This window comes from Cohnella abietis, assembly GCF_004295585.1.
Taxonomy (GTDB): Bacteria; Bacillota; Bacilli; order Paenibacillales; family Paenibacillaceae; genus Cohnella; species Cohnella abietis.
The window spans coordinates 1,956,891-1,980,175 of the sequence record NZ_AP019400.1 but is presented as its reverse complement, the minus strand read 5'-3'; the positions used below and the strand labels follow the sequence as shown (position 1 = coordinate 1,980,175).

At 45.4% G+C, this 23,285-nt stretch carries 20 protein-coding genes; 6 read left to right on the top strand and 14 right to left on the bottom strand.

The features are described from left to right. Positions 1-25 precede the first annotated feature (25 nt). Positions 26-883 carry a sensor histidine kinase gene (locus tag KCTCHS21_RS31095; protein WP_162309297.1) on the top strand — a complete coding sequence of 286 codons (858 nt, stop codon included), beginning with the start codon at positions 26-28 and terminating at the stop codon, positions 881-883. A 128-nt stretch (positions 884-1,011) separates the two neighbouring features. After that, entirely contained in the window at positions 1,012-2,568 is a 1,557-nt protein-coding gene (locus KCTCHS21_RS08155) for a glycosyl hydrolase family 18 protein (protein ID WP_130606646.1), read from the top strand. A gap of 92 nt (positions 2,569-2,660) precedes the next feature. On the opposite strand, the gene KCTCHS21_RS08150 is transcribed toward KCTCHS21_RS08155, so the two are convergent. After that, positions 2,661-4,556: a PrkA family serine protein kinase gene (locus KCTCHS21_RS08150; RefSeq protein WP_130606645.1), complete on the bottom strand. Its 1,896-nt coding sequence runs from the start codon at positions 4,554-4,556 to the stop codon at positions 2,661-2,663. Positions 4,557-4,727: 171 nt separating this feature from the next. Between KCTCHS21_RS08150 and KCTCHS21_RS08145 the strand changes: the two genes are divergently transcribed. Further along, positions 4,728-5,576: a DUF2161 domain-containing phosphodiesterase gene (locus tag KCTCHS21_RS08145; RefSeq protein ID WP_130606644.1), complete on the top strand. Its 849-nt coding sequence runs from the start codon at positions 4,728-4,730 to the stop codon at positions 5,574-5,576. After that, positions 5,573-5,881, top strand: coding sequence for a Rieske (2Fe-2S) protein (locus tag KCTCHS21_RS08140; protein WP_130606643.1), 309 nt, complete (start codon positions 5,573-5,575; stop codon positions 5,879-5,881). Before KCTCHS21_RS08145 ends, KCTCHS21_RS08140 begins: the two co-directional genes overlap by 4 nt. Here the strand turns inward: KCTCHS21_RS08140 and KCTCHS21_RS08135 are convergent. Then, positions 5,878-7,002: an aminotransferase class I/II-fold pyridoxal phosphate-dependent enzyme gene (locus KCTCHS21_RS08135; RefSeq protein ID WP_130606642.1), complete on the bottom strand. Its 1,125-nt coding sequence runs from the start codon at positions 7,000-7,002 to the stop codon at positions 5,878-5,880. The two genes, KCTCHS21_RS08140 and KCTCHS21_RS08135, sit on opposite strands and share 4 nt — an antisense overlap. 128 nt (positions 7,003-7,130) lie before the next feature. Here KCTCHS21_RS08135 and KCTCHS21_RS30845 point away from each other — a divergent pair, with 128 nt between their 5' ends. Then, entirely contained in the window at positions 7,131-7,283 is a 153-nt protein-coding gene (locus KCTCHS21_RS30845; protein WP_157993987.1) for a hypothetical protein, read from the top strand. Between the two features lie 553 nt (positions 7,284-7,836). Here the strand turns inward: KCTCHS21_RS30845 and KCTCHS21_RS08130 are convergent. The 3 genes from KCTCHS21_RS08130 to serC all read right to left on the bottom strand — a co-directional run bounded on the left by KCTCHS21_RS08130 (position 7,837) and on the right by serC (position 9,923). Then, positions 7,837-8,079, bottom strand: a complete 243-nt coding sequence (locus KCTCHS21_RS08130; RefSeq protein ID WP_130606641.1) for an AbrB/MazE/SpoVT family DNA-binding domain-containing protein — start codon at positions 8,077-8,079, stop codon at positions 7,837-7,839. Positions 8,080-8,259: 180 nt separating this feature from the next. Continuing rightward, on the bottom strand, positions 8,260-8,721 hold the full coding sequence (gene trmL, locus KCTCHS21_RS08125) for a tRNA (uridine(34)/cytosine(34)/5-carboxymethylaminomethyluridine(34)-2'-O)-methyltransferase TrmL (RefSeq protein WP_130606640.1): 462 nt from the start codon (positions 8,719-8,721) through the stop codon (positions 8,260-8,262). A gap of 113 nt (positions 8,722-8,834) precedes the next feature. After that, the gene (gene serC / locus KCTCHS21_RS08120; RefSeq protein ID WP_130606639.1) at positions 8,835-9,923 is read right to left on the bottom strand and encodes a 3-phosphoserine/phosphohydroxythreonine transaminase; all 1,089 of its coding nucleotides are present in this window, start codon (positions 9,921-9,923) and stop codon (positions 8,835-8,837) included. A gap of 125 nt (positions 9,924-10,048) precedes the next feature. Between serC and thpR the strand changes: the two genes are divergently transcribed. Continuing rightward, a complete protein-coding gene (gene thpR, locus KCTCHS21_RS32080) occupies positions 10,049-10,675 on the top strand; it encodes an RNA 2',3'-cyclic phosphodiesterase (RefSeq protein ID WP_130606638.1) in 627 nt (208 codons plus the stop codon). A gap of 1,717 nt (positions 10,676-12,392) precedes the next feature. Here the strand turns inward: thpR and glnA are convergent. From glnA to KCTCHS21_RS08070, 9 genes are all read right to left on the bottom strand, one after another. After that, positions 12,393-13,817, bottom strand: a complete 1,425-nt coding sequence (gene glnA / locus KCTCHS21_RS08110) for a type I glutamate--ammonia ligase (protein WP_130606637.1) — start codon at positions 13,815-13,817, stop codon at positions 12,393-12,395. A gap of 244 nt (positions 13,818-14,061) precedes the next feature. After that, positions 14,062-15,717 carry a glycerol-3-phosphate dehydrogenase/oxidase gene (locus KCTCHS21_RS08105; protein ID WP_130606636.1) on the bottom strand — a complete coding sequence of 552 codons (1,656 nt, stop codon included), beginning with the start codon at positions 15,715-15,717 and terminating at the stop codon, positions 14,062-14,064. Between the two features lie 127 nt (positions 15,718-15,844). Then, positions 15,845-17,338: a glycerol kinase GlpK gene (gene glpK, locus KCTCHS21_RS08100; RefSeq protein WP_130606635.1), complete on the bottom strand. Its 1,494-nt coding sequence runs from the start codon at positions 17,336-17,338 to the stop codon at positions 15,845-15,847. A 26-nt stretch (positions 17,339-17,364) separates the two neighbouring features. Continuing rightward, positions 17,365-17,922 (bottom strand): glycerol-3-phosphate responsive antiterminator, encoded by a 558-nt coding sequence (locus KCTCHS21_RS08095; protein ID WP_130606634.1) that lies wholly within the window; start codon positions 17,920-17,922, stop codon positions 17,365-17,367. A 227-nt stretch (positions 17,923-18,149) separates the two neighbouring features. Next, positions 18,150-19,211 (bottom strand): 3-deoxy-7-phosphoheptulonate synthase, encoded by a 1,062-nt coding sequence (gene aroF / locus KCTCHS21_RS08090; protein ID WP_130606633.1) that lies wholly within the window; start codon positions 19,209-19,211, stop codon positions 18,150-18,152. A gap of 124 nt (positions 19,212-19,335) precedes the next feature. Beyond that, the gene (locus KCTCHS21_RS08085; protein ID WP_130606632.1) at positions 19,336-19,827 is read right to left on the bottom strand and encodes a DUF2062 domain-containing protein; all 492 of its coding nucleotides are present in this window, start codon (positions 19,825-19,827) and stop codon (positions 19,336-19,338) included. Between the two features lie 37 nt (positions 19,828-19,864). After that, positions 19,865-20,824 (bottom strand): 4-hydroxy-3-methylbut-2-enyl diphosphate reductase, encoded by a 960-nt coding sequence (locus KCTCHS21_RS08080; protein ID WP_130606631.1) that lies wholly within the window; start codon positions 20,822-20,824, stop codon positions 19,865-19,867. Positions 20,825-21,004: 180 nt separating this feature from the next. Continuing rightward, a complete protein-coding gene (locus KCTCHS21_RS08075) occupies positions 21,005-22,501 on the bottom strand; it encodes a sensor histidine kinase (protein WP_130606630.1) in 1,497 nt (498 codons plus the stop codon). A gap of 2 nt (positions 22,502-22,503) precedes the next feature. Continuing rightward, complete coding sequence (locus tag KCTCHS21_RS08070; protein ID WP_130606629.1) at positions 22,504-23,190, bottom strand: response regulator transcription factor; 687 nt, start codon at positions 23,188-23,190, stop codon at positions 22,504-22,506. Between the last annotated feature and the right edge of the window lie 95 nt (positions 23,191-23,285).

The window sequence follows — 23,285 nt, the reverse complement described above, 5'->3', positions numbered from 1 at the left end:
AGGTAAAAAGATATTCTCTATAGTCATGGATAGTGATAAAAGCATTTTAAATAAAGTAATCGCATTCATTGTCATCCAATTCGCTTTACTAGGATTCATGCAGCTTATCCAAATTACACCCGACAAGTACAACAAAACACTTAACTCTATCTTAATATATGCAACTATATCTTTTAGCTTCCTAGCCCTAATCTCCATCATTCGTCTGCTTGTCCGTACCCGGGAGCAAGCAGTTCGTATGACCCAGGAGGTATATGTAGAAGAAATCAACGATATGTTTACTTCGATTCGTGGTCAAAGACATGATTTTCTTAACCATGTCCAAGTTATCCATACAATGGCCCAGATGGGCAAAACAGAACAGTTAAAGTCGTACGTGGCAGATTTAGTTAAAGAAACGCGTGATGTTAGCGAGATAGTCCATCATTCCTCACCTGCATTAGCAGCTTTCGTGCAAGCAAAGATGACAGTGGCTCTTGGCAAGGGTGTCTCATTTACCTACGAATTACCCGACAATTGGAACACTGAGAGCACTACAATTAAAGTTATTGATATTATCAAAATTATGGGCAATCTCGTCGATAATGCTTTTGACGAAACGGAAAACCTTCCAATTGATCAAAGACAGACTCATGCCTCAATCATAATCAAAGAAAATAATATGATTGAGCTCCAAGTTTCCAACAAAGGACGTCCCATTAGCGCCAAAGAACAAGAAAAAATGTTTCTGCCCGGCTATTCTACTAAAGGTACAGGTCATTCCGGTCTAGGACTTGCTATTATTCAAGAACGTGTAAAGCACTATAACGGCGTTCTAGATGTCCAGTCAGATGCAGACTCCGGCAGCACCATATTCCGCATTTCACTCCCCCAGTCTATTTAATTTTGCCTCTATTGCCATATTCTTTGCATTTACTTAAATCGACCTCTCCCGGAAAATAAAGAGAAACATACTTATTTTTAGTAGACTTCCTGAATCTAAGAAAGTCTACAACGGAGGGACAGCCACATATGATACATAAAATGACCCGACTCCGTCTCATTCTGCTTCTTATCGTGATCGGGTTTACAGTGATACCCATGCCGGCCGGTCACGCGGGAAACGAGATTAAAGTCACCTACGACAGTAATAAGATCATTTTTAATTCGCAGCCAGTATTGAGTAATGGAAATACATACGTTGAAACACGACCTTTTATTCAGAAGCTGGGACTACAAGTCAGTTGGTTGAACAATACCAAATTTAGACTGTTCAATCCTAATCTAGTCATTGATATGGAAGTTAATAGTCAAACCGTATATGTTAATAACAAAAAAACGATTATTGCCATCGCACCGATCAAGATCGGAGCAACACTATTTCTTCCTGTACGTCCCATCACAACCCTTACGAACCATAATCTATCATGGGATCAAGCATCGAATACAATCATGATTAGCAAAAAAACGGACACCTCGGAGCAACAGCCTCCGGAACCTCCGACAAAATCCAACAAGGTTATTGCCTACTATCCGTCATGGGCAACCTATCAGAAATTCGAAGTATCACAAATTCCCGCGGCTAATATTACCCACATCAACTATGCCTTTGCTAATATTAGTAACGGTACAGTTGTAATGGGCGATTCAACAGCCGATAAAGGTAATTTTGAGCAGCTCCGCCAGCTTAAAAAAAATAATCCCAAGCTAAAAACATTAATTAGTGTTGGAGGGTGGACTTGGTCCAGCCAATTTTCGGATGTCTCTCTATCTACCTCTTCACGAAATAGATTCGCGGACAGCGCTGTTCAATTTATTCGTGATCACGGATTTGATGGTGTTGATATTGATTGGGAATATCCCGTTTCTGGTGGACTGGCATCCAACAATTCTAAGCCTCAGGACAAACAAAACTTCACATTGCTGCTCCAAACCATTCGAGAAAAACTAAATGCTGCTCAGCTTAAAGACGGTAAAACATACTTACTTACTATTGCGGCAGGAGCATTCCCTGAATACGTTAACAATACCGAAATCTCCAAGGTCGCTGCCGCCGTCGATTGGATTAATCTAATGACCTATGATTATCACGGCAGCTGGGAGAAAAATAGCAATCATAATGCACCTCTTTATGCAGATCCCAAAGATCAAGGCAGCACCACGTCCAACATCGATAGCACAGTCAAAACTTATGTTAATGCTAAGGTTCCTTCTGATAAGCTCGTGCTAGGCATTCCCATGTACGGACGCAGCTGGACGAATTGTGGAGCAACCAATATGGGGCTCTATCAAGCTTGCAATGGAGTAGCCCCAGGAGCTATTGCTGCCGGTGTACATGAATATGGCAATCTAGAGAAACAAAGCTTGATTAACAAAAATGGGTTTGTCCGCTACTGGAGCGATAGTGCCAAGGTCCCTTGGCTGTATAATAAATCAACCGGCACCTTCATTACCTACGAAGATCCCGAATCTATCTCCTACAAAGCTGAGTACATCAAAGCCAAAGGATTAGCCGGAGCAATGGTCTGGGAATTAAGCCAGGATTTTAATCGTACCCTACTAAATAAGCTGGTCTCTTCTTTGAAGTAGCTGGGAAAATAATAACGGCTCCGTGTGTGATCATTCAATGACCACTCACGGAGCCGTTTATTTTTTGAACTCTAACTTTTTAACGGATCCTTCTACCGATTCAGCAAGCTCCCAACATAGCGCAGAAGCTCATTCGAGCATACAGGGCAATAGTTGTGCTCATCCATAAGCCTCTTGGTTACCTCATTAATTCGCTTCAATTGGCTCTCGTCTGGCGTTTTGGTGGAGGTCGTAATCTTAACAATATCCTTCAGATCCGTAAACAGCTTCTTCTCAATCGCTTCCCTTAAGCGATCGTGCATGCTGTAATCGAACTTCTTCCCTTTACGTGAATAGGCCGATATTCGAATCAGTATTTCCTCACGGAACGCCTTTTTCGCGTTTTCAGAAACGCCAATTTGCTCTTCTATTGAGCGCATAAGCCTTTCATCGGGATCCATTTCTTCGCCTGTGAGCGGATCCTTAATCTTTGACCAGTTGCAATACGACTCAATGTTGTCGAGATAGTTATCGAATAAAGTACGAGCTGATTCTTCGAAGGAATAAACAAATGCTTTCTGAATTTCTTTCTTGGCTAGATTATCGTATTCCTTACGCGCGACAGAAATAAAGTTCAAATACTTCTCCCGCTCTTCTCGCGTAATCGAAGGATGCTGATCTAGCCCGTCTTTGAGCGCACGCAATACATCCAAGGCATTGATACAAGGCATATTATGCTTAATTAAGGCGCTAGATATCCGGTTAATTACATACCTCGGGTCGATACCGGACATACCTTCCTCTGCGAACTCGTTTTGCATCTCCTTCAAATCCGCTTCCTTATACCCTTCTACCTCTTCGCCATCGTACATCCGCATTTTTTTAACCAAATCCATGCCCTGCTTCTTTGATTCCTTTAATCTTGTCAGAATGGAGAAAATCGCTGCCGCACGTAGCGCATGCGGGGCAATATGCACGTGATTCATATCAGACTGACCGATTAGCTTCGTATAAATTTTTTCCTCTTCCGACACCTTCAAGTTATAAGGAACAGGCATAACAATCATTCTCGATTGGAGCGCCTCATTCTTCTTGTTTGAGATAAACGCCTTGTATTCAGATTCGTTCGTATGTGCCACAATTAATTCATCCGCACTAATTAATGCGAATCTGCCCGCTTTGAAATTTCCCTCTTGCGTTAAGGAAAGAAGATTCCACAGAAATTTCTCATCACACTTGAGCATCTCTTGGAATTCCATTAGTCCACGATTAGCTTTATTTAATTCCCCATCGAATCGATAAGCTCGAGGATCAGACTCCGAGCCATATTCCGTAATCGTCGAGAAGTCGATGCTGCCGGTTAAATCTGCAATATCTTGTGATTTAGGATCAGATGGACTGAAAGTACCGATTCCGACCCGGTTTTTCTCCGAAATAAGTACCCGTTCAATCGGCACCTGCTCTATATTCCCGTCAAATTCCGTTCGCAAGCGCATTGCGCAGGAAGGACATAAATCCCCCTCTATGCGAACACCCAGCTCCTTCTCCACCTCCCGGCGCAGCTCTTCGGGTATGAGATGTAGAGGGTCCTCTTGCATTGGGCAGCCTTTAATGGCGTATACCGCACCTCGAAACGTCCGTGAGTATTGCTCTAGCCCTTTTTTCAGCAATGTGACTATCGTAGATTTCCCACCGCTAACCGGACCCATCAACAATAATATTCTTTTACGAACGTCCAATCGTCTGGCTGCGGAATGAAAATACTCCTCCACAAGCCTCTCCATCGTGTGATCCAATCCGAAAATTTCCGAGTTGAAAAAATTATATTTTTTACTCCCGCCCTTCTCTTCTACCCCATGGGAAACGATCATGTCGTAAACCCGGGCATGTGCGGTCATCGCCGGAGTATTGTCGCGGCGAAGTAGTTCGATATAATCCCGAAATGTCCCCGACCAGCTCAGCTTTTCACTCTCGGCCTGATATTCTGAGATTCGACTGAAGATGTCCATGCCGCTTCCTCCTCGCTACTTTCTCTGCGCTTTATCTAACGTACTACATACTTATGCGGGAAGGCGGACGAATTTGACCTGACATTGCGTAATTGCATAATTCATCAGAAAGCAGTGTGATATAATGACGATAAATGAATTCGGTACGCGGATGTAGCAGGAGGAGAACCGGTGGCCGTTAAATATGAAACCGAACTATACCCGCCTGTGAAAACCTTTTTTACTGAACGGGGCTATGAAGTTAAAGCAGAAATTCGCGGTTGTGATCTCGTCGCCTTGCGCCCAGATCTTACGCAGCCAACTATTGTGGAAATGAAAAAAACATTCACCTTACCTCTGCTGCTGCAAGGTATTGATCGCCAAAAAACAGGCGCTTCCGTCTGGTTAGCTGTTGAACGCAACCGCACAAAAAAGGGAGCCCACAATCAACGTTTCAATGAAATTACAGCACTCTGCAGACGCCTAAGTCTTGGATTTCTTACCGTTACTTTCTTTCGAACAAAATCGCCGATTATTGACGTTTGGTGTGAACCCGCAGGTCAATCTGCTTCAGCAGCTACTTCCCTTGTACGTGACTCACTCGCAGCAGAAGCTGTGCAGCCCTATGAGACGGTCACTGGCGGCCGTCGCAGCAAAGCTAAAGCGACTAAGCTCCTTAAGGAATTTACCGCCCGTAGCGGTGATTACAACATTGGAGGGAGTACGAAACGTAAGCTTATTACCGCTTATCGAGAGAGAGCCATTCAATGCGCTTTAGCACTGGATTGCCACGGACCGTCCGCTCCTCGTCAGGTTAGGGATTGGACCCATTGTCCTACTGCAGGCGCTGTCCTTCGGGAAAATTATTATGCCTGGTTCAAACGGGTTGCGAAAGGCGTATACGAGCTTACACCTGCTGGAAAATCAGCTTTGCATGAATATGCTGATGTGACTGCTGTATGGGCAAACCAATTCCCTTGGGCTAGTCAGTACCTTAAAGCCTCGGACAAGTTAACTATAGAAGGAGAAGCTAACGGATGAACGAGCTAGAAATCGATCTCGGATCTTTGGATGACTTTACGACATTTCCCACAGAGGTTACGTTAGAGCTTACGCCTTATTGGCTTGTCCGGACCTCTGAAGGAGGATTTCGCCTATTGATGGCCATCTGTCCCCACGCAGGGGGAGAAATCCGCCCCCTTAATGATGTTCTATTCTGTCCGCTGCACTTCTGGACGTTCGATGCAGAAACCGGAATATGCTTGAATGATTCTGATGAATGCCTAGTGCAGCGGAAGGTTAGTGTTCGGGACAACCATTTATACGCAGCGGGAAGTATCGATTAACTTCGCGACCATCTTCCCGTAAATTCTTCAATGCTTTCCGCCAGTCTTGCAAGCCCTTGCTTCAATTGCCGCTCATTAGCGAATGCGTGTGTAAGTCTTGCAGTGTTACTGTGACAGTTTTTGACGTAGAACGGAGCTCCCGGTTGGAAAATAAGTCCCTTCAACCAGGCTCCGCGGAGCAAGGCTTCCCCTTCCAAGCCTGGTGGCAATATGACCCAGAGGTGAAGTCCTCCCTTGGGTGTGATCCAAGTCAAATCCGGAATTGCCAGCTGCTCCAGCTGCTCCGTCATCCTTCTAAGCCTCTCTTGGCATTGCACTCTGAGCATTTCGAGCAAAGGCTCCAGCGGCTGCTCATCGATGAGAAGAGATAATGCCATCTGCTCTATTGAGCTGACTCCTGTTTCTTTTCCAATGCCCTCGCTGCTCGGTCTTGTAATGAGATCCGTTACTGAGGTGCCCACAATCCAACCCAAACGCAGCCCAGCAATTAACCCTGGCGGAAGCTGTCCAATAGATACTACGCCAGGCTCTAATCGTTTATGTGACCATTTTTCCTCCGTATCGAATAAAAGTAATTCTTGCCTGTCATCAGTAACGAGTAAGACACCAGCTTCCCTGCATCTTAGTTGAACCGCTGATCTAACCTCTGTACTCCAGCTAACTCCTTCAGGATCTGAACAGGATGGAGAAATATACACCATTGAAGGCCGAAAACGATACAGAGCCGTCGTAAGAGACTCTAGGTTCATTCCTCTTCTATCACCTTCGACTACCTCAACGTTCATCCCCGCCTTCCGAAATGTCTGAAGCGCTGATCTAGAAGTCAGCTTCTCGGTAAGTATGGTATCCCCCGGCACAAGCACATTGTCCACTAACCAATTGATTGCACCGTCTGCCCCTGACGTCAGAATAACCTGACTGCTATGACCACCCGTCTTTCCCTTTAGAATTCCATGTGCTAATTGACCCCGCAGCTTCTCCTCACCATGAAGCCTAGGCTTTCTCTCAGCCCCCAAGAGCTGGTCAGATGCTGCAGCTGCCTCAACCCGTTCCTCCCAATCAGAAGCGGATATTAGCCCTTCCTTAGGCCATCCACCCATCCAATTAATAATTGAGCTCAAGGCGATCCCCTCCCCATCGACGATGTTGGCCTTGATTCATTTATATGCAATGATTGTTCACAACATTTTGCGTTTTCTTTTTTCTGGGTGTTGGTTATAATAAAAAGAGTTAAGTGGAGGTGTGGAGCATGTTTCTTGCTGAAACAGCTGCAAAAGCAGCAGAGCAATTTCAGTTGTTTGGAATGTCCAATAGGTTCTGGATTATTATGATTGTACTGGCTTTGTTCGTCGTGTCCATTCTGACATCTTCTTATAATGAAGACAAAACCAAAGGGCTGTAATAAGCTACGAACAACAGGGCAATAAAGCCAAAGCGAAAGCCGGATACTCACATCTCAGTGGGTACCCGGCTTTTATCCATTTATAGGGGTAGCTAATTCGTCTTGGGGTTGTGGTCGGCCGAAGAATGAATGAATCCATGAATGAATGCTTTCTCAAGTTGAACGCTCAATAGCGATCAAATATATCGTACTTGGAGTAAAAGCGTTCGCAGCATTGATCAATTACGGTGAATTTCATCGTTGTTACTAAAAATAATGCCTAGATAGCTCCTGCAAGCCTGCAACTACGATGTTTTGAATCGTATTTGTGGCTTGAAGACGGTCATTGGGTACGGATTAGAATGATTTTCATCGTTGTTTAGTTTGTGTTGCTCTTGTCGATGAGACATGTTGATCTTGTAAGGTCGCCTTGAAGTAGTGGCTCTCATGCTGGGCAAAAGCATAAACGACTGACGACGCCGTCCTTTCACTGCGTTCAACGTTTATGTCGGAGATATATCATATGTTAACAAAGAGACCGTCCAATTGGACGGTCTCTTGTTGCGGGTTATGTTTATAGCCCGTGCATATCTTTCAAACAAGAAGCGCACACATAACGCTCCTTGAAATCTCCGACGCCTTCCATCGAAGAACAGAACACGCAACGGGGCCGATAACGTTCAAGAATGATATGATCGCCTTGGACCAGTATTTCTACCGGATCCCCTTCATTCATTTGATATCGTTTACGCAACGACTTAGGTAATACGATTCTACCCAATTGATCCACTTTACGAACTACACCTGCAGGTTTCAATGCAGTACCTCCATTCATATGCTATTCTAGCTAGTTATAGTTATCACGAAACCTTTTAACCACTCTATACCGTTCTATATTAAAGCTTAATTACCTTCTTTCTACTCGATTTGCTTAAAATTATGCAAACTTTCGACAATATTTCTCACATAAAAAGGGATTTTGTCGAATTGTGTAGTTTTAAAGGACTGGAAAATCATTTTGTCTAAGCGCCTCATAAATTACAATTGCAGCCGAATTGGCAAGATTTAAGGAACGTACCTTGTCCGTCATCGGAATTCGCATCGTTGTTTCTGTATGCTGATCTAGTAACTCTTTCGGTAGTCCAGCCGTCTCTTTTCCGAAAACAAAAAAATCTCCATCACGAAACTCATAATCCGTATATCTTTTGGTTACTTTAGTGCTCGCGAAGAAAAAACGTCCTTCCGAATTTGCTGCTTTAACCTCTTCGAAAGAATCATAGTAGGTAATGTTAACAGCATGCCAGTAGTCCAAGCCCGCTCGCTTCAGAACACGATCGTCAGTTGAAAAGCCAAGTGGACGAACGAGATGCAAATGCGTGCCCGTGGCAGCACAGGTTCTAGCGATGTTTCCTGTATTGGCCGGTATTTCCGGATTCACTAATACAATATGAAAAGGCATGTTACTCCTCCTTAGCCTCTAGCCAAGGATCACTGCTGATCAATTGGCAAATTGAAAAATAGCGGCATTATACCGCTATTTTTCATTATACATTATTTCTTACTTATGTTTTCTTAGCTGTTGCGGCTTTGGAAATCACCCATGAAGCTTACTAATGCGCTAACGCTCTCGATTGGCACTGCATTGTAGATCGAGGCTCTTAAGCCTCCAACACTACGGTGTCCTTTCAAGCCAACAAAGCCTTGTGCTTCCGATTCCTTGACGAATTTCTTCTCCAGCTCCTCGTTTGCAAGCGTGAAGGTTACATTCATCAATGAACGGCTGCCGATTTCTGCAAATCCGCGATAGAACCCGTTGCTATTATCAATCGCTTCGTATAGCAGGTTGGCTTTTTCACGGTTACGAGCTTCCATACCTGCTGCCCCGCCATTTTCTTTAATCCATTTCAATACTTCACTCATCATGTAAATCGCAAAAGTAGGAGGAGTGTTGTACAACGAATCCGCATCTGCATGCGTATCGTAACGCAACATTGTAGGCACTGGAGTCGTAGGTTTATTTATCAGGTCCTCGCGAATAATAACGATAGTTACACCTGAAGGCCCTAGATTTTTCTGTGCTCCAGCATAGATGACAGCAAACTTAGAAACATCAATCGGGCGACACAGAATATCACTCGACATATCTGCAATTAGAGGAACACTTCCCGTGTCAGGAAATTCAGCCCACTGAGTTCCTTCAATGGTTTCGTTCGAGGTTACATGTACATACGCCGCATCGGAATCGTATTTCAATTCACTGATCGAAGGAATATGCTTGTAAGCGGCCGCTTCAGACGAAGCAGCAATTGAAGTTTCACCGAACAGCTTCGCTTCCTTGATCGCTTTAGTTGCCCAGCTTCCAGTTGCGACATATGCCGCTTTTGTGCCAGAACGAAGTAAATTCATCGGGATCATAGCAAATTGCGTGCTTGCTCCACCTTGGATGAACAATACCTTATACCCATCCGGAATAGAGAGTAGCTCCCTTAGAAGGGCTTCAGCTTCGAAATGAACTTTCTCATAAATAGCGCCTCGATGAGACATTTCCATCAGAGACATACCGCTATTTTCGAATTCGACAAATTTCTCTTGAGCTCTTTGCAGTACCTCTAACGGTAACGCCGCTGGGCCTGCATTGAAATTATAAGCGCGGTTAGCCATCTTGTCCCCACCTTATTCAAATTCATAATAGGCTTATCATAACAAGCTATACATCCAAGAGCAACCACTAACTGCCCATATAATTCGTTAAAATGGTGAAATTCCGAACGAAAGCGGTGTCATAAGTGAAAAATTTTCGTCTTTTTCTAGGATTACGTTTGTCTGAGAGCGTAACTGAGTTCCTTAAATGCAAAATAGCGAATCTTGCAGAAGCAGGCCTAAGCTTTCGGAAATGGACGCATCCTGCCGACCTGCATGTGACTCTTCATTTTATAGGCGACACATCATCATCGCAGATGCATGCCCTTGGCGCCTTAGCGGCTGAAGTCGCAGCCGATACGGCGCCATTCGCGCTTGCGCTGACGGAGGCGGGCACCTTCGGCCCGCCGTCAACGCCGCGCGTGCTTTGGTGCGGCCTGGCCGAGCCGGCCGCACCAAGCGGGGGCGCGCTAGCCGCGCTGCACGCGGCGCTTGGCGCGCGCCTTTCCGCCTCCGGCTTCGCCACGGAGGCGAGGCCCTTTCGCGCGCACGTGACGCTCGCGCGAGGAGGCGCCGCCGGGTTCAATCCGGCGGCAATGGCAACGGCATGGCACAAAGTGTGCGCCATGCCGCCTTCCAGCGCTTCGCAGCCAGAAGCGCCTCCCTTAGCCCACCCATCATGGATTGTCGACAGCTGCACACTGTTCCTCACCCATCTCGGCCAACGCCCCAGCTACGAGCCAATAAGCAACTACCCCTTAGGCCTAAAGTAGCTGTGCTTTAGGCGCCATCTCTTCTCATTTCCTACTTCAAACCCCACCGATACCCAGAATTAGTCGCCATCTCCTTCTAACTCCTACTTCAAACCCTACCAATACCCAGAATTAGTCGCTGTCTACTTCTAACTCCTACCTCAAATCCCACGAATACCCAGAATTAGTCGCCATCTCCTTCTAACTCCTACCTCAAGCCCCACCGATACCCAGAATTAGTCGCCATCTCCTTCTAACTCCTACCTCAAACCCCACCGATACCCAGAATTAGTCGCCATCTCCTTCTAACTCCTACCTCGAGCCCCACCGATACCCAGAATTAGTCGCCATCTCCTTCTAACTCCTACCTCAAACCCCACTGATATCCAGAATTAGTCGCCATCTCCTTCTAACTCCTACCTCAAACCCCGCAGATACCCAAAATTAGTCGCCGCCTCCTTCTAACTCCTACCTCAAACCCCACCAATACCCAGAATTAGTCGCCATCTCCTTCTAACTCCTACTTCAAACCCTACCGATACCCAGAATTAGTCGCCATCTCCTTCTAACTCCTACTTCAAACCCTACCGATACCCAGAATTAGTCGCCACCTCGTTCTAACTCCTACCTCAACCCTCGCCATCTCGTTCTAACTCCTATCTCAAACCCCACCGATACCCAGAATTAGTCGCCTTCTCCTCTTAATTTCTACACAAAACCTCAATATCGCTTCAACCCGCCATCCCCATAAACACACTATTCCTAGGACCCCGCACACGATAATCCCTCCGGTCAATCAGAAAAAATAACATTCTTCACATCTGTACACGCCGAAGAAACTACGATGTTTCTAATCGCACTTCCTGCTTGGCGACCGGCTAATCGTATGGCTAACGAACTCATTAGCTCCTATTTACTCAAATTCTAATGGTTTTATTTTGTAACGAACTCTAAACATCCTATCAGCAGTAAAATAGCACTTTTTCTCCTATTTATTACTCAATTACGTTAATGAAGTTCGTTAGAAAAAATAATTGGTCATTTTTCAGGTAATTAGCTCGATACGATTCGTTAGCCAGAACACTGTGGATGGGGTGGGTAGTTTGAATAAGGTACTAAGGCGCGGAAGGTTATGTATACGATACTCAGGACCACTAGTCAATGGAACTATGGTACTCAGGTGCGACGAAAGGTTAATGTGTACGATACTCAGGAGCGCTAGGAAATGGATCTATGTTACTCAAGGGCGACGGAAATGTTATGTGTACAATACTCAGGAGCACTAGTCAATGGAACTATGTTGCTCAGGAGCGACGGGAAGGTTATGTGTACAATACTCAGGAGCGCAAGGAAATGGATCTATGTTACTCAAGGGCGACGGGAAGGTTATGTGTACGTTACTCAGGAGCACTAGTCAATGGAACTAAGGTACTCGGGTGCGGCGGAAGGTTATGTGTACGATACTCAGGAGCACTAGTCAATGGAACTAAGGTACTCGGGTGCGGCGGAAGGTTGTGTGTACGTTACTCAGGAGCACTAGTCAATGGAACTAAGGTACTCAGGTGCGACGAAAGGTTAATGTGTACGATACTCAGGAGCGCTAGGAAATGGATCTATGTTACTCTGGGGCGACGGGAAGGTTATGTGTACGTTACTCAGGACCACTAGTCAGTTGAGTGGTCTCACACCATATTATCGCAAAAAAGCTCCCCAAGAATGGGGAGCTTTTTACGATCAATTAGCAATCAAAGTATAGGCCATACTCATGAGGATGAATGCGGATTGCAACTGATTTAGCTTCAGCGCGTTTAACATTTACATAGTTGTCGATAAACTCTTTAGTGAATACTCCGCCTTCAGTCAAGAACTCATAATCAGCTTCCAAAGCATCAAGAGCTTCGTCTAGGGTGCCTGGAACACTGCGGATTTCTTTCTTCTGATCATCGGAAAGCTCGTAGATATTCGTATCGAAAGGTCCATAACCAAGTGCAGATGGATCAATTTTGCGTTTGATTCCGTCCAAACCTGCCATCAGCATTGCTGCGAAAGCGAGGTAAGGGTTAGCCGTGGAATCCGGTGTACGGAATTCGATGCGGCAGCCTTTAGGAGTAACTGCTGCAACTGGAATACGAACAGCAGCAGAACGGTTACCTTTGGAGTAAACTAGGTTAACTGGAGCTTCATAACCAGGAACCAGACGCTTGAACGAGTTCGTGGACGGGTTCGTGATCGCGATCAAAGCTGGCGCATGGTGGAGAATACCACCGATGTAGTGCAACGCCATTTCGCTCAGGTTAGCATATCCACCTTTTTCGTAGAACAAAGGCACACCATCATTGAAGATGGAAGAATGCACGTGCATTCCGCTACCGTTATCTCCGAAAAGAGGTTTAGGCATGAATGTAGCAACTTTACCATATTGGCGAGCTACATTATGAACGATATATTTGTATTTCATAAGATTATCAGCAGTAGTTGTAAGAGTGTCGAAACGGAAGTTGATTTCCGCTTGACCAGCCGTTGCTACTTCATGGTGATGACGCTCGATACGAAGACCAGCTTCTTGCATCAGGCGAACCATTTCGCTACGGATATCTTGTTGGGAATCAACTGGAGCAACGGGAACGTATCCGCCCTTAACACCAATCTTAAAGCCTAGGTTTCCGCCTTCTTCTTTGCGGTTTGTGTTCCAAGCTGCTTCCTCGGAATCAACAAAGAAGGAAGAAGAATTCATTGTGGATTCATAACGGACATCATCGAAGATGAAAAATTCGGATTCAGGAGCGAAGTAAGCAGTTGTACCTACGCCAGACTTCTGAAGGAATTCTTCCGCCTTGTGAGCGATTGAGCGAGGATCACGCTCGTAACGCTCGCCATCTGGCGTATGGATGTTACTAACAACGATTAATGTGGAATGAGCTGTGAAAGGATCCACGTACACAGTGCCTGTATCAGGCATCATAACCATATCTGATTCTTCAATACCCCGGAACCCCGTGATTGATGAACCATCAAATGCTACCCCGTTAACGAAAGTTTCTGCATCGACTTCGGTAGCTGGTAAAGTAATGTGGTGGGCGCGACCTGCAAGGTCGATAAAGCGGAAATCAACAAACTCGATGTTCTTTTCCTTAATTAAATCCAATACTTGTTGTACAGACATTTGAATTTCCTCCCCATTTCCGAACATTAAGTGTTTGTAACCGATCAATCGTTCAAGTTTTCATCGATCTTATGAAGTTATTATAAAACCCCACAATTTTAGCGTCAATACTTATGTCAGGTATTTTTTGTGGTTATGTGAGCATTGCTTACAACGTCATACAATTTTCATAAATGATTTTCCCAAAATAAAGAGCGACAGCCCGCTATTTAGCCAGTTGTCGCCCTTTATCCGTATGAGAAGTTCACATAGAGGAAGGATTTACCGCTGCGTCGATCTCAGCTTTCAACTCCAGCCTATAGCTTTCTTGCTTTTCTTTGCTCCAGCCTAGCTTTACTGACATAGCTTCCATGACTGCAGCTTGCCATTGTCGTAATTCACTAATATTGAAAAATAGTCTCCCTGTTCGTCTAACAAAAAAATCCGCAGGGGTACATGTCATCTCCTCATCCATAGCGTAGAGCAGCTCTGCATAAATCTCAATCGGTATTCCCGCTTGTTTCGCCTCATCAGCATATTTAATTACCCGCTCATATATTCGCTGAACATTAGTGCCATATTTATGCGTGAGCTTCTCGGCTTCCGTTTCCGATAACCCCGCACGTATACCATCGCTTATGCTTTTCTGAACAAAAGCTGTAAAAGCAGCAGAACCCCCAACATCTCCGCCAGAAATGGGAATTGTACGCGTCTGGCACGACTTGAACGCCTGGCGACCTAGAGCATCAGCTACCCGATCGACTACCGACTCCGCCATTTTGCGATATCCGGTTAGCTTGCCCCCACCAATGGATATGAATCCCGTCTTCGATTGGAACACTTCATCCTTGCGGGAAATTTCCGAAGGATTCTTTCCTTCCTCATGAATGAGCGGTCGAAGTCCGGCCCAGCTCGATTCCACATCATCAGCCGTTAGGCGTAGCTCTGGAAACATCGGGTTAACCGCATCAAGCAAATATCGTCTATCCTCTTCAGTCATTCTAGGATTCGCTTTGTCTGCATTATAATTCGTGTCTGTCGTTCCTATATAGGTTTTGCCATCCCGGGGAATTGCGAACACCATGCGCCCATCCGGTGTATCGAAATAGATAGCTTGACGCAACGGAAATCTTTTACCGTCGAATACCAAATGCACGCCTTTGGTCAGATGTAAGGTTTTCCCTTGCTTAGAGCCATCCATCTCACGTAGCGTATCCACCCAAGGGCCGGCCGCGTTCACAACGACTTTAGCAAGAAGCTTGTATACTTGACCGTTCGTTTGATCCTCCACCATAACACCAGCAATTTGGCCCTCTTTGTAGATTAAGCTTGTTACCTTCGTATAATTGACAGCAAGCGCACCCTTTTCAACGGCCTTTTTCATGACTTCAATCGTTAAGCGCGCATCGTCCGTACGATATTCCACATAATAACCACTTCCGAGAAGGCTATCTTTTTTTAATAATGGCTCTTTATGTTGGGTTTCTGTAATACTTAGCATCTTCCTGCGTTCTGATTTCTTAACCCCTGCCAGAAAATCGTATACAGCAAGCCCGATTGAGCTGCTGAATTTGCCAAAGGTGCCTCCCTTATATAGCGGCAGTAACATACGTACAGGTGTAGTCACATGTGGACCATTCTCATACACAATCGCCCTCTCTTTTCCCACTTCAGCAACGACACCAATTTCCAGCTGTTTTAAGTAGCGCAACCCACCATGCACAAGCTTCGTGGAGCGGCTAGAGGTTCCCGATGCAAAATCCTGCATTTCTACAAGAGCTGTCTTCATCCCACGAGTTTGAGCATCCAAGGCGATTCCCGCTCCGGTTATACCTCCGCCGATTATTAGTAAATCCAACTGCTGCTCAGACATACTCCGCAAGGTATCTATTCTACTGTTAGCCGAAAATAATGTACTCATTTTGTTTCCTCCCTATTATAAAAGAAAAAACCACGAACTAGCTCTTGTGGCATATAGTATGCCTTAAGAGCAGTCGTGGTTGTCTCCCAGTCTCCAACCTTTATATTAACTTGTAATTTTAAGCCATTTATTTAAAAGCAGCGGCTGCATTAACAGCTTTAATCCAGCCCTCATGCAATTGTTTACGCTTCTGTTCGCTAATCATTGGCTCAAACCTCTTGTCCACCTTAGCCTGACCGACTAAAGCTGTCCGGTCCTTCCAATAGCCTACAGCCAAACCGGCCAAATAGGCAGCTCCCAGCGCGGTCGTTTCCTGAACCGTCGGACGCTCCACCGAAACTCCCAACATATCGCATTGAAATTGCATGAGAAACTCATTCCCTACCGCTCCGCCATCCACTCTAAGCTTGCTAATCGGAATTCCTGAGTCCTCTTCCATGACCAGAGCGACATCCTTAGTCTGATAGGCGATGGATTCAAGCGTAGCCCGAATCAAATGCGCTTTCCCAGTTCCCCGCGTCAGTCCGAATACAGCCCCTCGTACATCGCTATCCCAATAAGGAGTCCCAAGTCCAACGAATGCAGGAACGACGTATACACCTTCCGTTGAATCCAGCCCACTCGCATAAGCGTCTGTTTCAGCAGCTGACTCAATCAGCTCCAGACCGTCACGTAGCCATTGTATAGCGGAGCCTGCAACAAATACGCTGCCTTCCAATGCATACTCAATGTTCCCATCTATACCCCAAGCGATTGTTGTAAGCAAGCCGTGATTCGAGCGAACAGCCGTCTCTCCTGTATTCATTAGCATAAAGCATCCAGTACCATATGTGTTTTTCGCCATACCAGGCTCGAAGCATTGCTGTCCGAACAAGGCAGCCTGCTGATCCCCCGCCGCTCCAGCAATCGGTACCGCTATACCGTTAAAAAAGGCAGGATCCGTGTAGCCGTATACTTCTGAAGATGATGACACCTTCGGCAATAGCGAAGCCGGAATATCCAGTATCTCTAATAAATCTTTATCCCAGCTACACTCGAAAATATTGTAAAGCAGCGTGCGTGAAGCGTTAGAATAGTCTGTTACGTGTACAAGTCTTCCCGATAAATTCCAGATCAACCAAGTATCGATTGTACCGAATAGCAGCTCACCTTTCTCCGCACGACTTCTCGCACCATCAACATGATCCAGTATCCATGCAACCTTAGTACCCGAAAAGTAAGGATCTATCCGGAGTCCAGTACGCTCACGAATAATAGCTTCATGTCCACCCTGCTTTAGCTTATCGCAAACCTCAGTAGTTTGCCGGGATTGCCAGACAACCGCATTATAAATGGGCTGCCCAGTAGTCTTATCCCAGACAACTGCCGTCTCCCTCTGATTCGTAATGCCGATGGCAGCAATTTGTGATGGCTTAATGCTAGCAGAGATAAACACCTCATCCATTACCTCGCGTACAGATTCCCAAATCTCAATAGGATCATGCTCAACCCAGCCAGGCTGTGGGTAGATTTGCTTAATTGGCCTCTGAGCTATTCCAACGATATGCCCATCATGATCGAATATAATGGCTCGAGTGCTAGTCGTCCCTTGGTCCAACGATAAGATATAAGTGTCACTCATAGGATTCTCCTTCTAGCTAGGGGAATTCATGGCGCGTAATGCTTCCATAGCTCCACCCTTGATGTCGTAACTGCCGTCGCACCGGCTGATACAGCGTTTTCCACATCTTCAACCGAACGAATCAAGCCGCCAGCGAAAATAGGGATGCCTGCACGCTCATGAACCTCTTGAATGATATGCGGCATTATACCTGGAAGCACTTCAATAAAATCCGGCTTAGTTCTTTCCAGTAATGAATAGCTTTTCTCAAGAGCATTCGTATCTAGTAAAAATAAACGCTGTATAGCCAATAAGCCATTTTGCTTTGTCTTGATGATAACATTAGCTCTAGTAGAAATTAAACCAGCAGGCTTAATAACCTGGCACAAAAATTCAGCAGCATATTCATCGTTTTTGAGCCCTTCAATCAAATCCGCATGAAGCAGCATCTTTTTCCCATGGGATCTAGCAAGGTCAACAATGCTACTCAATTGACTGATATGACTATCAAGCAGAACAAGATACTCATAGGAAGAGGAAATGAGTTTTTCTAAATCCTTCATTTTGCGGACAGCCGGTAATATTTGTTGCTGATGAAATGCCATATTTACCTCACCTCCACAAGTATAATCCCTTTGGTTTTCTGAACCGGATAAGTGAAATTTATACTGTGTAATCGTATAAAAAAGAATCACATCATTGCCATTCGGTTAACCGATAGCAAACGATGTGATTCTCCTTGTTCTCCATCACGGATATTAACTTGTTGTAATTGTATCGCGTAATAAATGCGGTGTCAACGCGTTAATCTCTCGTGCATGAAATCTCGCACCTATTTAATCCAAGTCTTGAATGCTTCTGCAGGGGCTTTCTCTGTATCAAATTTCTTACCGAGAAGAGGTGCAAGCTGCTCAAGCTCCTTAAGCAGGTTAGCAAACTGATCAGGGAACAGCGATTGAACGCCATCTCCAGTAGCTGAATTATCAGGATCGGTATGCATTTCGATAATTAAGCCATTCGCACCAGCGGCTAACGAAGCCTTCGTCATCGTTTCAACGAGCTCGCGGCGTCCTGTCGCATGACTCGGATCAGCAATAACTGGCAGATGTGACAGCTGTTGAATAACAGGAATAGCAGCTAAATCAAATGTGTTGCGAGTGTAAGTTTCGAACGTGCGAATACCACGCTCGCATAGCATAACATTAGGATTGCCACCAGCAAGAATGTACTCCGCCGCATTAAGCCACTCATCATAAGTAGAGCTGAATCCACGCTTGAGAAGTACAGGGTTTTTGATCGTACCCAGCTTTCTCAGTAAATCAAAGTTCTGCATATTGCGGGTTCCGACTTGCATAATGTCAGCGTACTCAGCGCATACATCAACGAATTCAGGAGCCATAACCTCTGTAATCGTCAGTAAGCCATATTTATCCCCTGCATCCTTCATCCACTTCAAGCCTTCAATACCAATACCTTGGAAGCTGTAAGGGCCAGTACGTGGTTTGAACGCACCTCCACGCAGCACCTGTCCACCAGCAGCTTTTACTAATCGTGCAATCTCGTCGATTTGCTCTGGTGTTTCCACCGCGCAAGGTCCGCCCATGACAACGAGATTATCTCCGCCGATCTTAACACCCTTCACTTCAATAATTGTATCGTCTGGATGGAAATCCCGGCTAGCAAGCTTATAGGATTTGGAAATCTTGATTACATTCTCTACACCACTCATGGAACGAATATGTTCAGCCAACGTTGGCTCAGCTTTGCCGATAATTCCGATAACTGTGCGGTCAGTCCCGCGTGAAACGTGCGCTTGCACGCCTGATTGTTCAATTTGACGGACAATCTCCGTAATGCGCTCTTCCGCAATATGCGGGGATGTAATAACGATCATGACCCTCACGCTCCCATTTGATTTAACGCGTATACGCTTCAACGCTTATACGCTTTTAAGCACTAAAGTAAATATAGATGAAAAAATCGTCTTTGTCAACACAATCAACAAGACGATTTCCCCATTAATCTACCATATTTTTTAATTCTAATTTTAATTTCCGCTTATCCTTACGCTTAGCTTTGTAGGTATCAAGACTGTATTTAATCGGAAAGTAACAGATTAGTCCTAGGATAGCACCGTCAACCATACCCCCAACAATAAGCTTCAGGTTCGCAAGCAGAAGCTCGTTGATCCATTCTGGAACGACTGGAAGATGAATACTTAGATGCTTCGGAAGAATCCAGCCCCCTACTTTGGAGTTGGGATACATCATCGGAATATAAATGATTTTACCAACTACGAAGCCGATTAAAGCAGCAGGGATATTACCTTTAAGCATATAACATAAAGGAAAAATGAGTACGAAAGCAAATCCAAGTGTCGGCAAAGTAAACATTTCTACCGCTAATCCAATCGCAAATCCCATTGCAACAATAGAAGCACCGCCCTTTTCCCGGAGCAGCATCATATATTTATATTTCAACCAACGTTGTGCCTTTCGAAGTCGATGCATGGTTGCTATTGCTCCTTCCATCGGATCACACAAGCTTTTATGCTTTCGCTTCTACCGATCTTATCTTAACGTTAGGCAACAGCTTATTTGGATTTACCGTCCGCTTGATAGGCCATGTTTCGGGTTTATCCGACTCATATTGCTCTATATAAGCGATGACCTCCTTGGTTAACGCAGTAGGCGTTGAGGCACCCGATGTCACCGCAACCCTTTGTAGTCCCTGTAACCATTCCTGTTTAATTTCTGAAACATCTGCAACACGATAAGCCGGGACATTCGCGATCTCCTGGGATACCTGCGCCAGCCGATTTGAGTTATTGCTTCGCGGATCACCGACCACTATACATAACTGCGCTTCCCCTGCTTGCTCCGCAACCGCCTCTTGCCTAACCTGCGTGGCAAGGCATATCTCATTGTGGATTTCAGCCGTTGGGAATGCTGACAATAGCAATGCCATTAAATGCTTAATATCCCATTGGGACATGGTTGTTTGGTTTGTTATAATAATACGCTCAGTTGCAAGCTCTAGTTTCAGAATATCCTCTTCACGCTCAATCAAGTGAACATGACCAGGCGCAATCCCTATTGCCCCTTCAGGCTCTGGGTGGTTTTTCTTACCAATGTAGATAACCTCATAGCCATCAGAAACCTTCTCCCGAATAAGATCATGGGTTTTGGTCACGTCCGGGCAAGTGGCATCTACTAACGTTAAGCCCTTCTCCTTCGCTCTTCTGCGAACCTCAGGGGAGACGCCATGTGCTGTAAAAATAACTGTGCCCTGCTCAATCTGCTCTAGAATTTCCAGACGGTCACTTCCATCTAACGTAATAACACCTTCTGCTTTAAATGATTCCGTTACATGGCTATTATGAACAATCATACCTAGTATATAGATAGGCCGAGGCAGATCAAGGTTACGCGCTGTCTGTAGCGCCAACACCATTGCATCTACTACGCCATAGCAATAGCCCCTAGGAGATATTTTTACAACTTCCATTTCACACGCCTGCTTTCCCGCCCAAATTACGAATCATCTCTTCAAGGAGAGCGATGGGCTTAGCTACTCTTACTCTATTATAGCTTATTACCGAGACAGGGAAAAGGCAACCTGAATGTAACCTGAGCGTCAAAGAAGCAGCAGTCCCGATTATCGGTTCTGCTGCTTCAATTTATAGTGTTACACTTCTACTGGAGCTCTCTTAATAATTGGCAGCCACAGCGTAAAAGCTGTGCCTTCCCCAAGCTGGGTCGTGACCTCGAGCTTGGCCTGATGCATATCGGCAATCCACTTGGCAATGGAAAGTCCTAAGCCCGTTCCTGATGTTTCACCACGCGACACATCGACACGATAAAATCTTTCGAATATATGAGGTACTTCCTCGGCACTAATGCCAATTCCAGTATCTGCAACCGTTAAACCTACATACTCAGCAGATTGCACAGCATACAAGCGCACGAAGCCAGATGGCGTATACTTAAAGCCATTCTCAATGAGTATAAATAACAATTGCAGTAAGTAGTCCCGATTGCCCCGAACCTCTACACCATCTAGAGCATCTATCGGACCTACCACCCATTCCGATTTCCGTGGTAAGAACGAAGCCCTGCGCGATGCCTCTTCCACTAGGGCGCGCAACGACAAGCTTTCCATCTCCATGGAGTACCCAGCGTCAGCCCTGGCTAAGCTCAGCAAATCATTGACTAAGCCACTCATCCGCCTCGCCTCATCAGCAATATCCCTTATCGATTCCAGAGACATTTGCTGAATATCAACTGCTGACAAAGCGCCTCTCTCTTGCTTTTCTTGATCTTCTTCAACATGATCTGGATTCAATCGTTTGTCGTTAAGCCATATTTTCTCTAGCAAATCGACGTTACCGCGAATGGTAGTTAACGGTGTACGAAGCTCATGAGACGCATCGGAAACGAACCTTCTTTGCGCAGCATTGGAATCCTCCAAGTTTTTATATGCCCTTTCCATACCTGAAAGCATTCCATTTAACGTATCCGTCAGCCTGCCGATCTCATCATTAGGCTTCTCCCGGGGAATTCTTAAACCAAGCCCCGAGCCGCTCTGGATTCGCTCCGCAGCTTCTGTAACCCTGTTGATCGGCATTAGCGCTTTGCGAGAAAGAAACATGCCTAGCCCAAACGCAGCAATCAATCCACCGATTCCAGATATCCATAATATTGTTCTCAGCTGATTAAATAAATTCATTTCGTTATAGATGGAAACTCCAACCTGCAACAACCCAATTACACCATTGCGGGAATCATCCACAACAGGTATTTCATAGATAAAGAATGTCGCACCCTCTACATCTTGCGATACAAATCTTTCATGGACATGCTGATAATCAGGGTACGGAAACGTAATATTCCAATTGACTAGATTGTTGGACTTACCCGAAACAATACCAGTCGGGTCTTTCGTATAAGTGGTAAGCTGAATGCCAATGATGGAGGCATTAAAGCCGGGAGCGGAAGAATTTAGATTAAACTGGGAGAAGCCTGTTCTTGTTGCTTGGACTTTAGTTGCCACCTGCGTTATTCGTCTCTCCAGATCATTCATCGTGTTATGGTAGATCACATTGTATACAATAATGCCGAAAAACACGAATGCGACAGCGAACAGTCCCGAGTACCATAAGGTTAATCGTAGCCGGATGGACATGCTTAGCTGTCTCCCTTCAGAACGTATCCTGCGCCTCTCACCGTCTGAATCAATCGCCTTTCACCGCTGTCCTCCAGCTTCTGCCTTAGCATGGCGACGTAAACCTCCAGCACGTTGGACTCCCCGCTATAATCATATCCCCATATACGCTCCATGATGAGATCCCTTGAAAGCACCCTTTTAGGATTTTGCATAAAAAGATGCAGTAAATCGAATTCTTTAGCCGTCAGCTCAATTCTGCGATCTCCTCGTAGTGTTTCCCGACCATCCACATCAAGCAGGAGATCCTCATAGCGGAAATTGCCCCCTTCTTCCGCCTTATCAGGACGTCTGCGCAGCAAAGCACGCACCCGTGCCATTAACTCCTCAAGGGCGAATGGCTTAACGAGATAATCGTCCGCACCTAAATCCAATCCCTTAACCCGGTCCGTCACTTCATCCTTTGCAGTTAGCAATAATATAGGCGAGGTTAACCCCGCTTCACGAAGTCGTCTGCATACTTCCCATCCATCCATTCTCGGCATCATCACGTCAAGAATAACGAGGTCTACCTGCCTTTGATTAAGAAGCTTCAATCCCTCCGAGCCGTCTGGAGCTGTAGATATTTCGTAGCCTTCAAATGCCAAGCTTCTCCTTAGCAGGGCAGTAATTTTCTCATCATCATCAATAACAGCGATATGGGGTCTCATTGGGCTCGTCCTCCTGTACAATTAACACAAGCAAAAACAACAAGGGCGGGACAACCTCATTCCGGTTTCCCGCCACATTTCATATATTTTTCATT

Excerpts from the sequence above, each read along its gene's own strand:
- KCTCHS21_RS31095 (WP_162309297.1), top strand. The coding sequence starts at position 26 with ATGGATAGTGATAAAAGCATTTTAAATAAAGTAATCGCATTCATTGTC.
- KCTCHS21_RS08155 (WP_130606646.1), top strand. The coding sequence starts at position 1,012 with ATGATACATAAAATGACCCGACTCCGTCTCATTCTGCTTCTTATCGTG.
- KCTCHS21_RS08150 (WP_130606645.1), bottom strand. The coding sequence starts at position 4,556 with ATGGACATCTTCAGTCGAATCTCAGAATATCAGGCCGAGAGTGAAAAG.
- KCTCHS21_RS08140 (WP_130606643.1), top strand. The coding sequence starts at position 5,573 with ATGAACGAGCTAGAAATCGATCTCGGATCTTTGGATGACTTTACGACA.
- KCTCHS21_RS30845 (WP_157993987.1), top strand. The coding sequence starts at position 7,131 with ATGTTTCTTGCTGAAACAGCTGCAAAAGCAGCAGAGCAATTTCAGTTG.
- trmL (WP_130606640.1), bottom strand. The coding sequence starts at position 8,721 with ATGCCTTTTCATATTGTATTAGTGAATCCGGAAATACCGGCCAATACA.
- serC (WP_130606639.1), bottom strand. The coding sequence starts at position 9,923 with ATGGCTAACCGCGCTTATAATTTCAATGCAGGCCCAGCGGCGTTACCG.
- glnA (WP_130606637.1), bottom strand. The coding sequence starts at position 13,817 with ATGTCTGTACAACAAGTATTGGATTTAATTAAGGAAAAGAACATCGAG.
- KCTCHS21_RS08105 (WP_130606636.1), bottom strand. The coding sequence starts at position 15,717 with ATGAGTACATTATTTTCGGCTAACAGTAGAATAGATACCTTGCGGAGT.
- glpK (WP_130606635.1), bottom strand. The coding sequence starts at position 17,338 with ATGAGTGACACTTATATCTTATCGTTGGACCAAGGGACGACTAGCACT.
- KCTCHS21_RS08095 (WP_130606634.1), bottom strand. The coding sequence starts at position 17,922 with ATGGCATTTCATCAGCAACAAATATTACCGGCTGTCCGCAAAATGAAG.
- aroF (WP_130606633.1), bottom strand. The coding sequence starts at position 19,211 with ATGATCGTTATTACATCCCCGCATATTGCGGAAGAGCGCATTACGGAG.
- KCTCHS21_RS08085 (WP_130606632.1), bottom strand. The coding sequence starts at position 19,827 with ATGCATCGACTTCGAAAGGCACAACGTTGGTTGAAATATAAATATATG.
- KCTCHS21_RS08080 (WP_130606631.1), bottom strand. The coding sequence starts at position 20,824 with ATGGAAGTTGTAAAAATATCTCCTAGGGGCTATTGCTATGGCGTAGTA.
- KCTCHS21_RS08075 (WP_130606630.1), bottom strand. The coding sequence starts at position 22,501 with ATGTCCATCCGGCTACGATTAACCTTATGGTACTCGGGACTGTTCGCT.
- KCTCHS21_RS08070 (WP_130606629.1), bottom strand. The coding sequence starts at position 23,190 with ATGAGACCCCATATCGCTGTTATTGATGATGATGAGAAAATTACTGCC.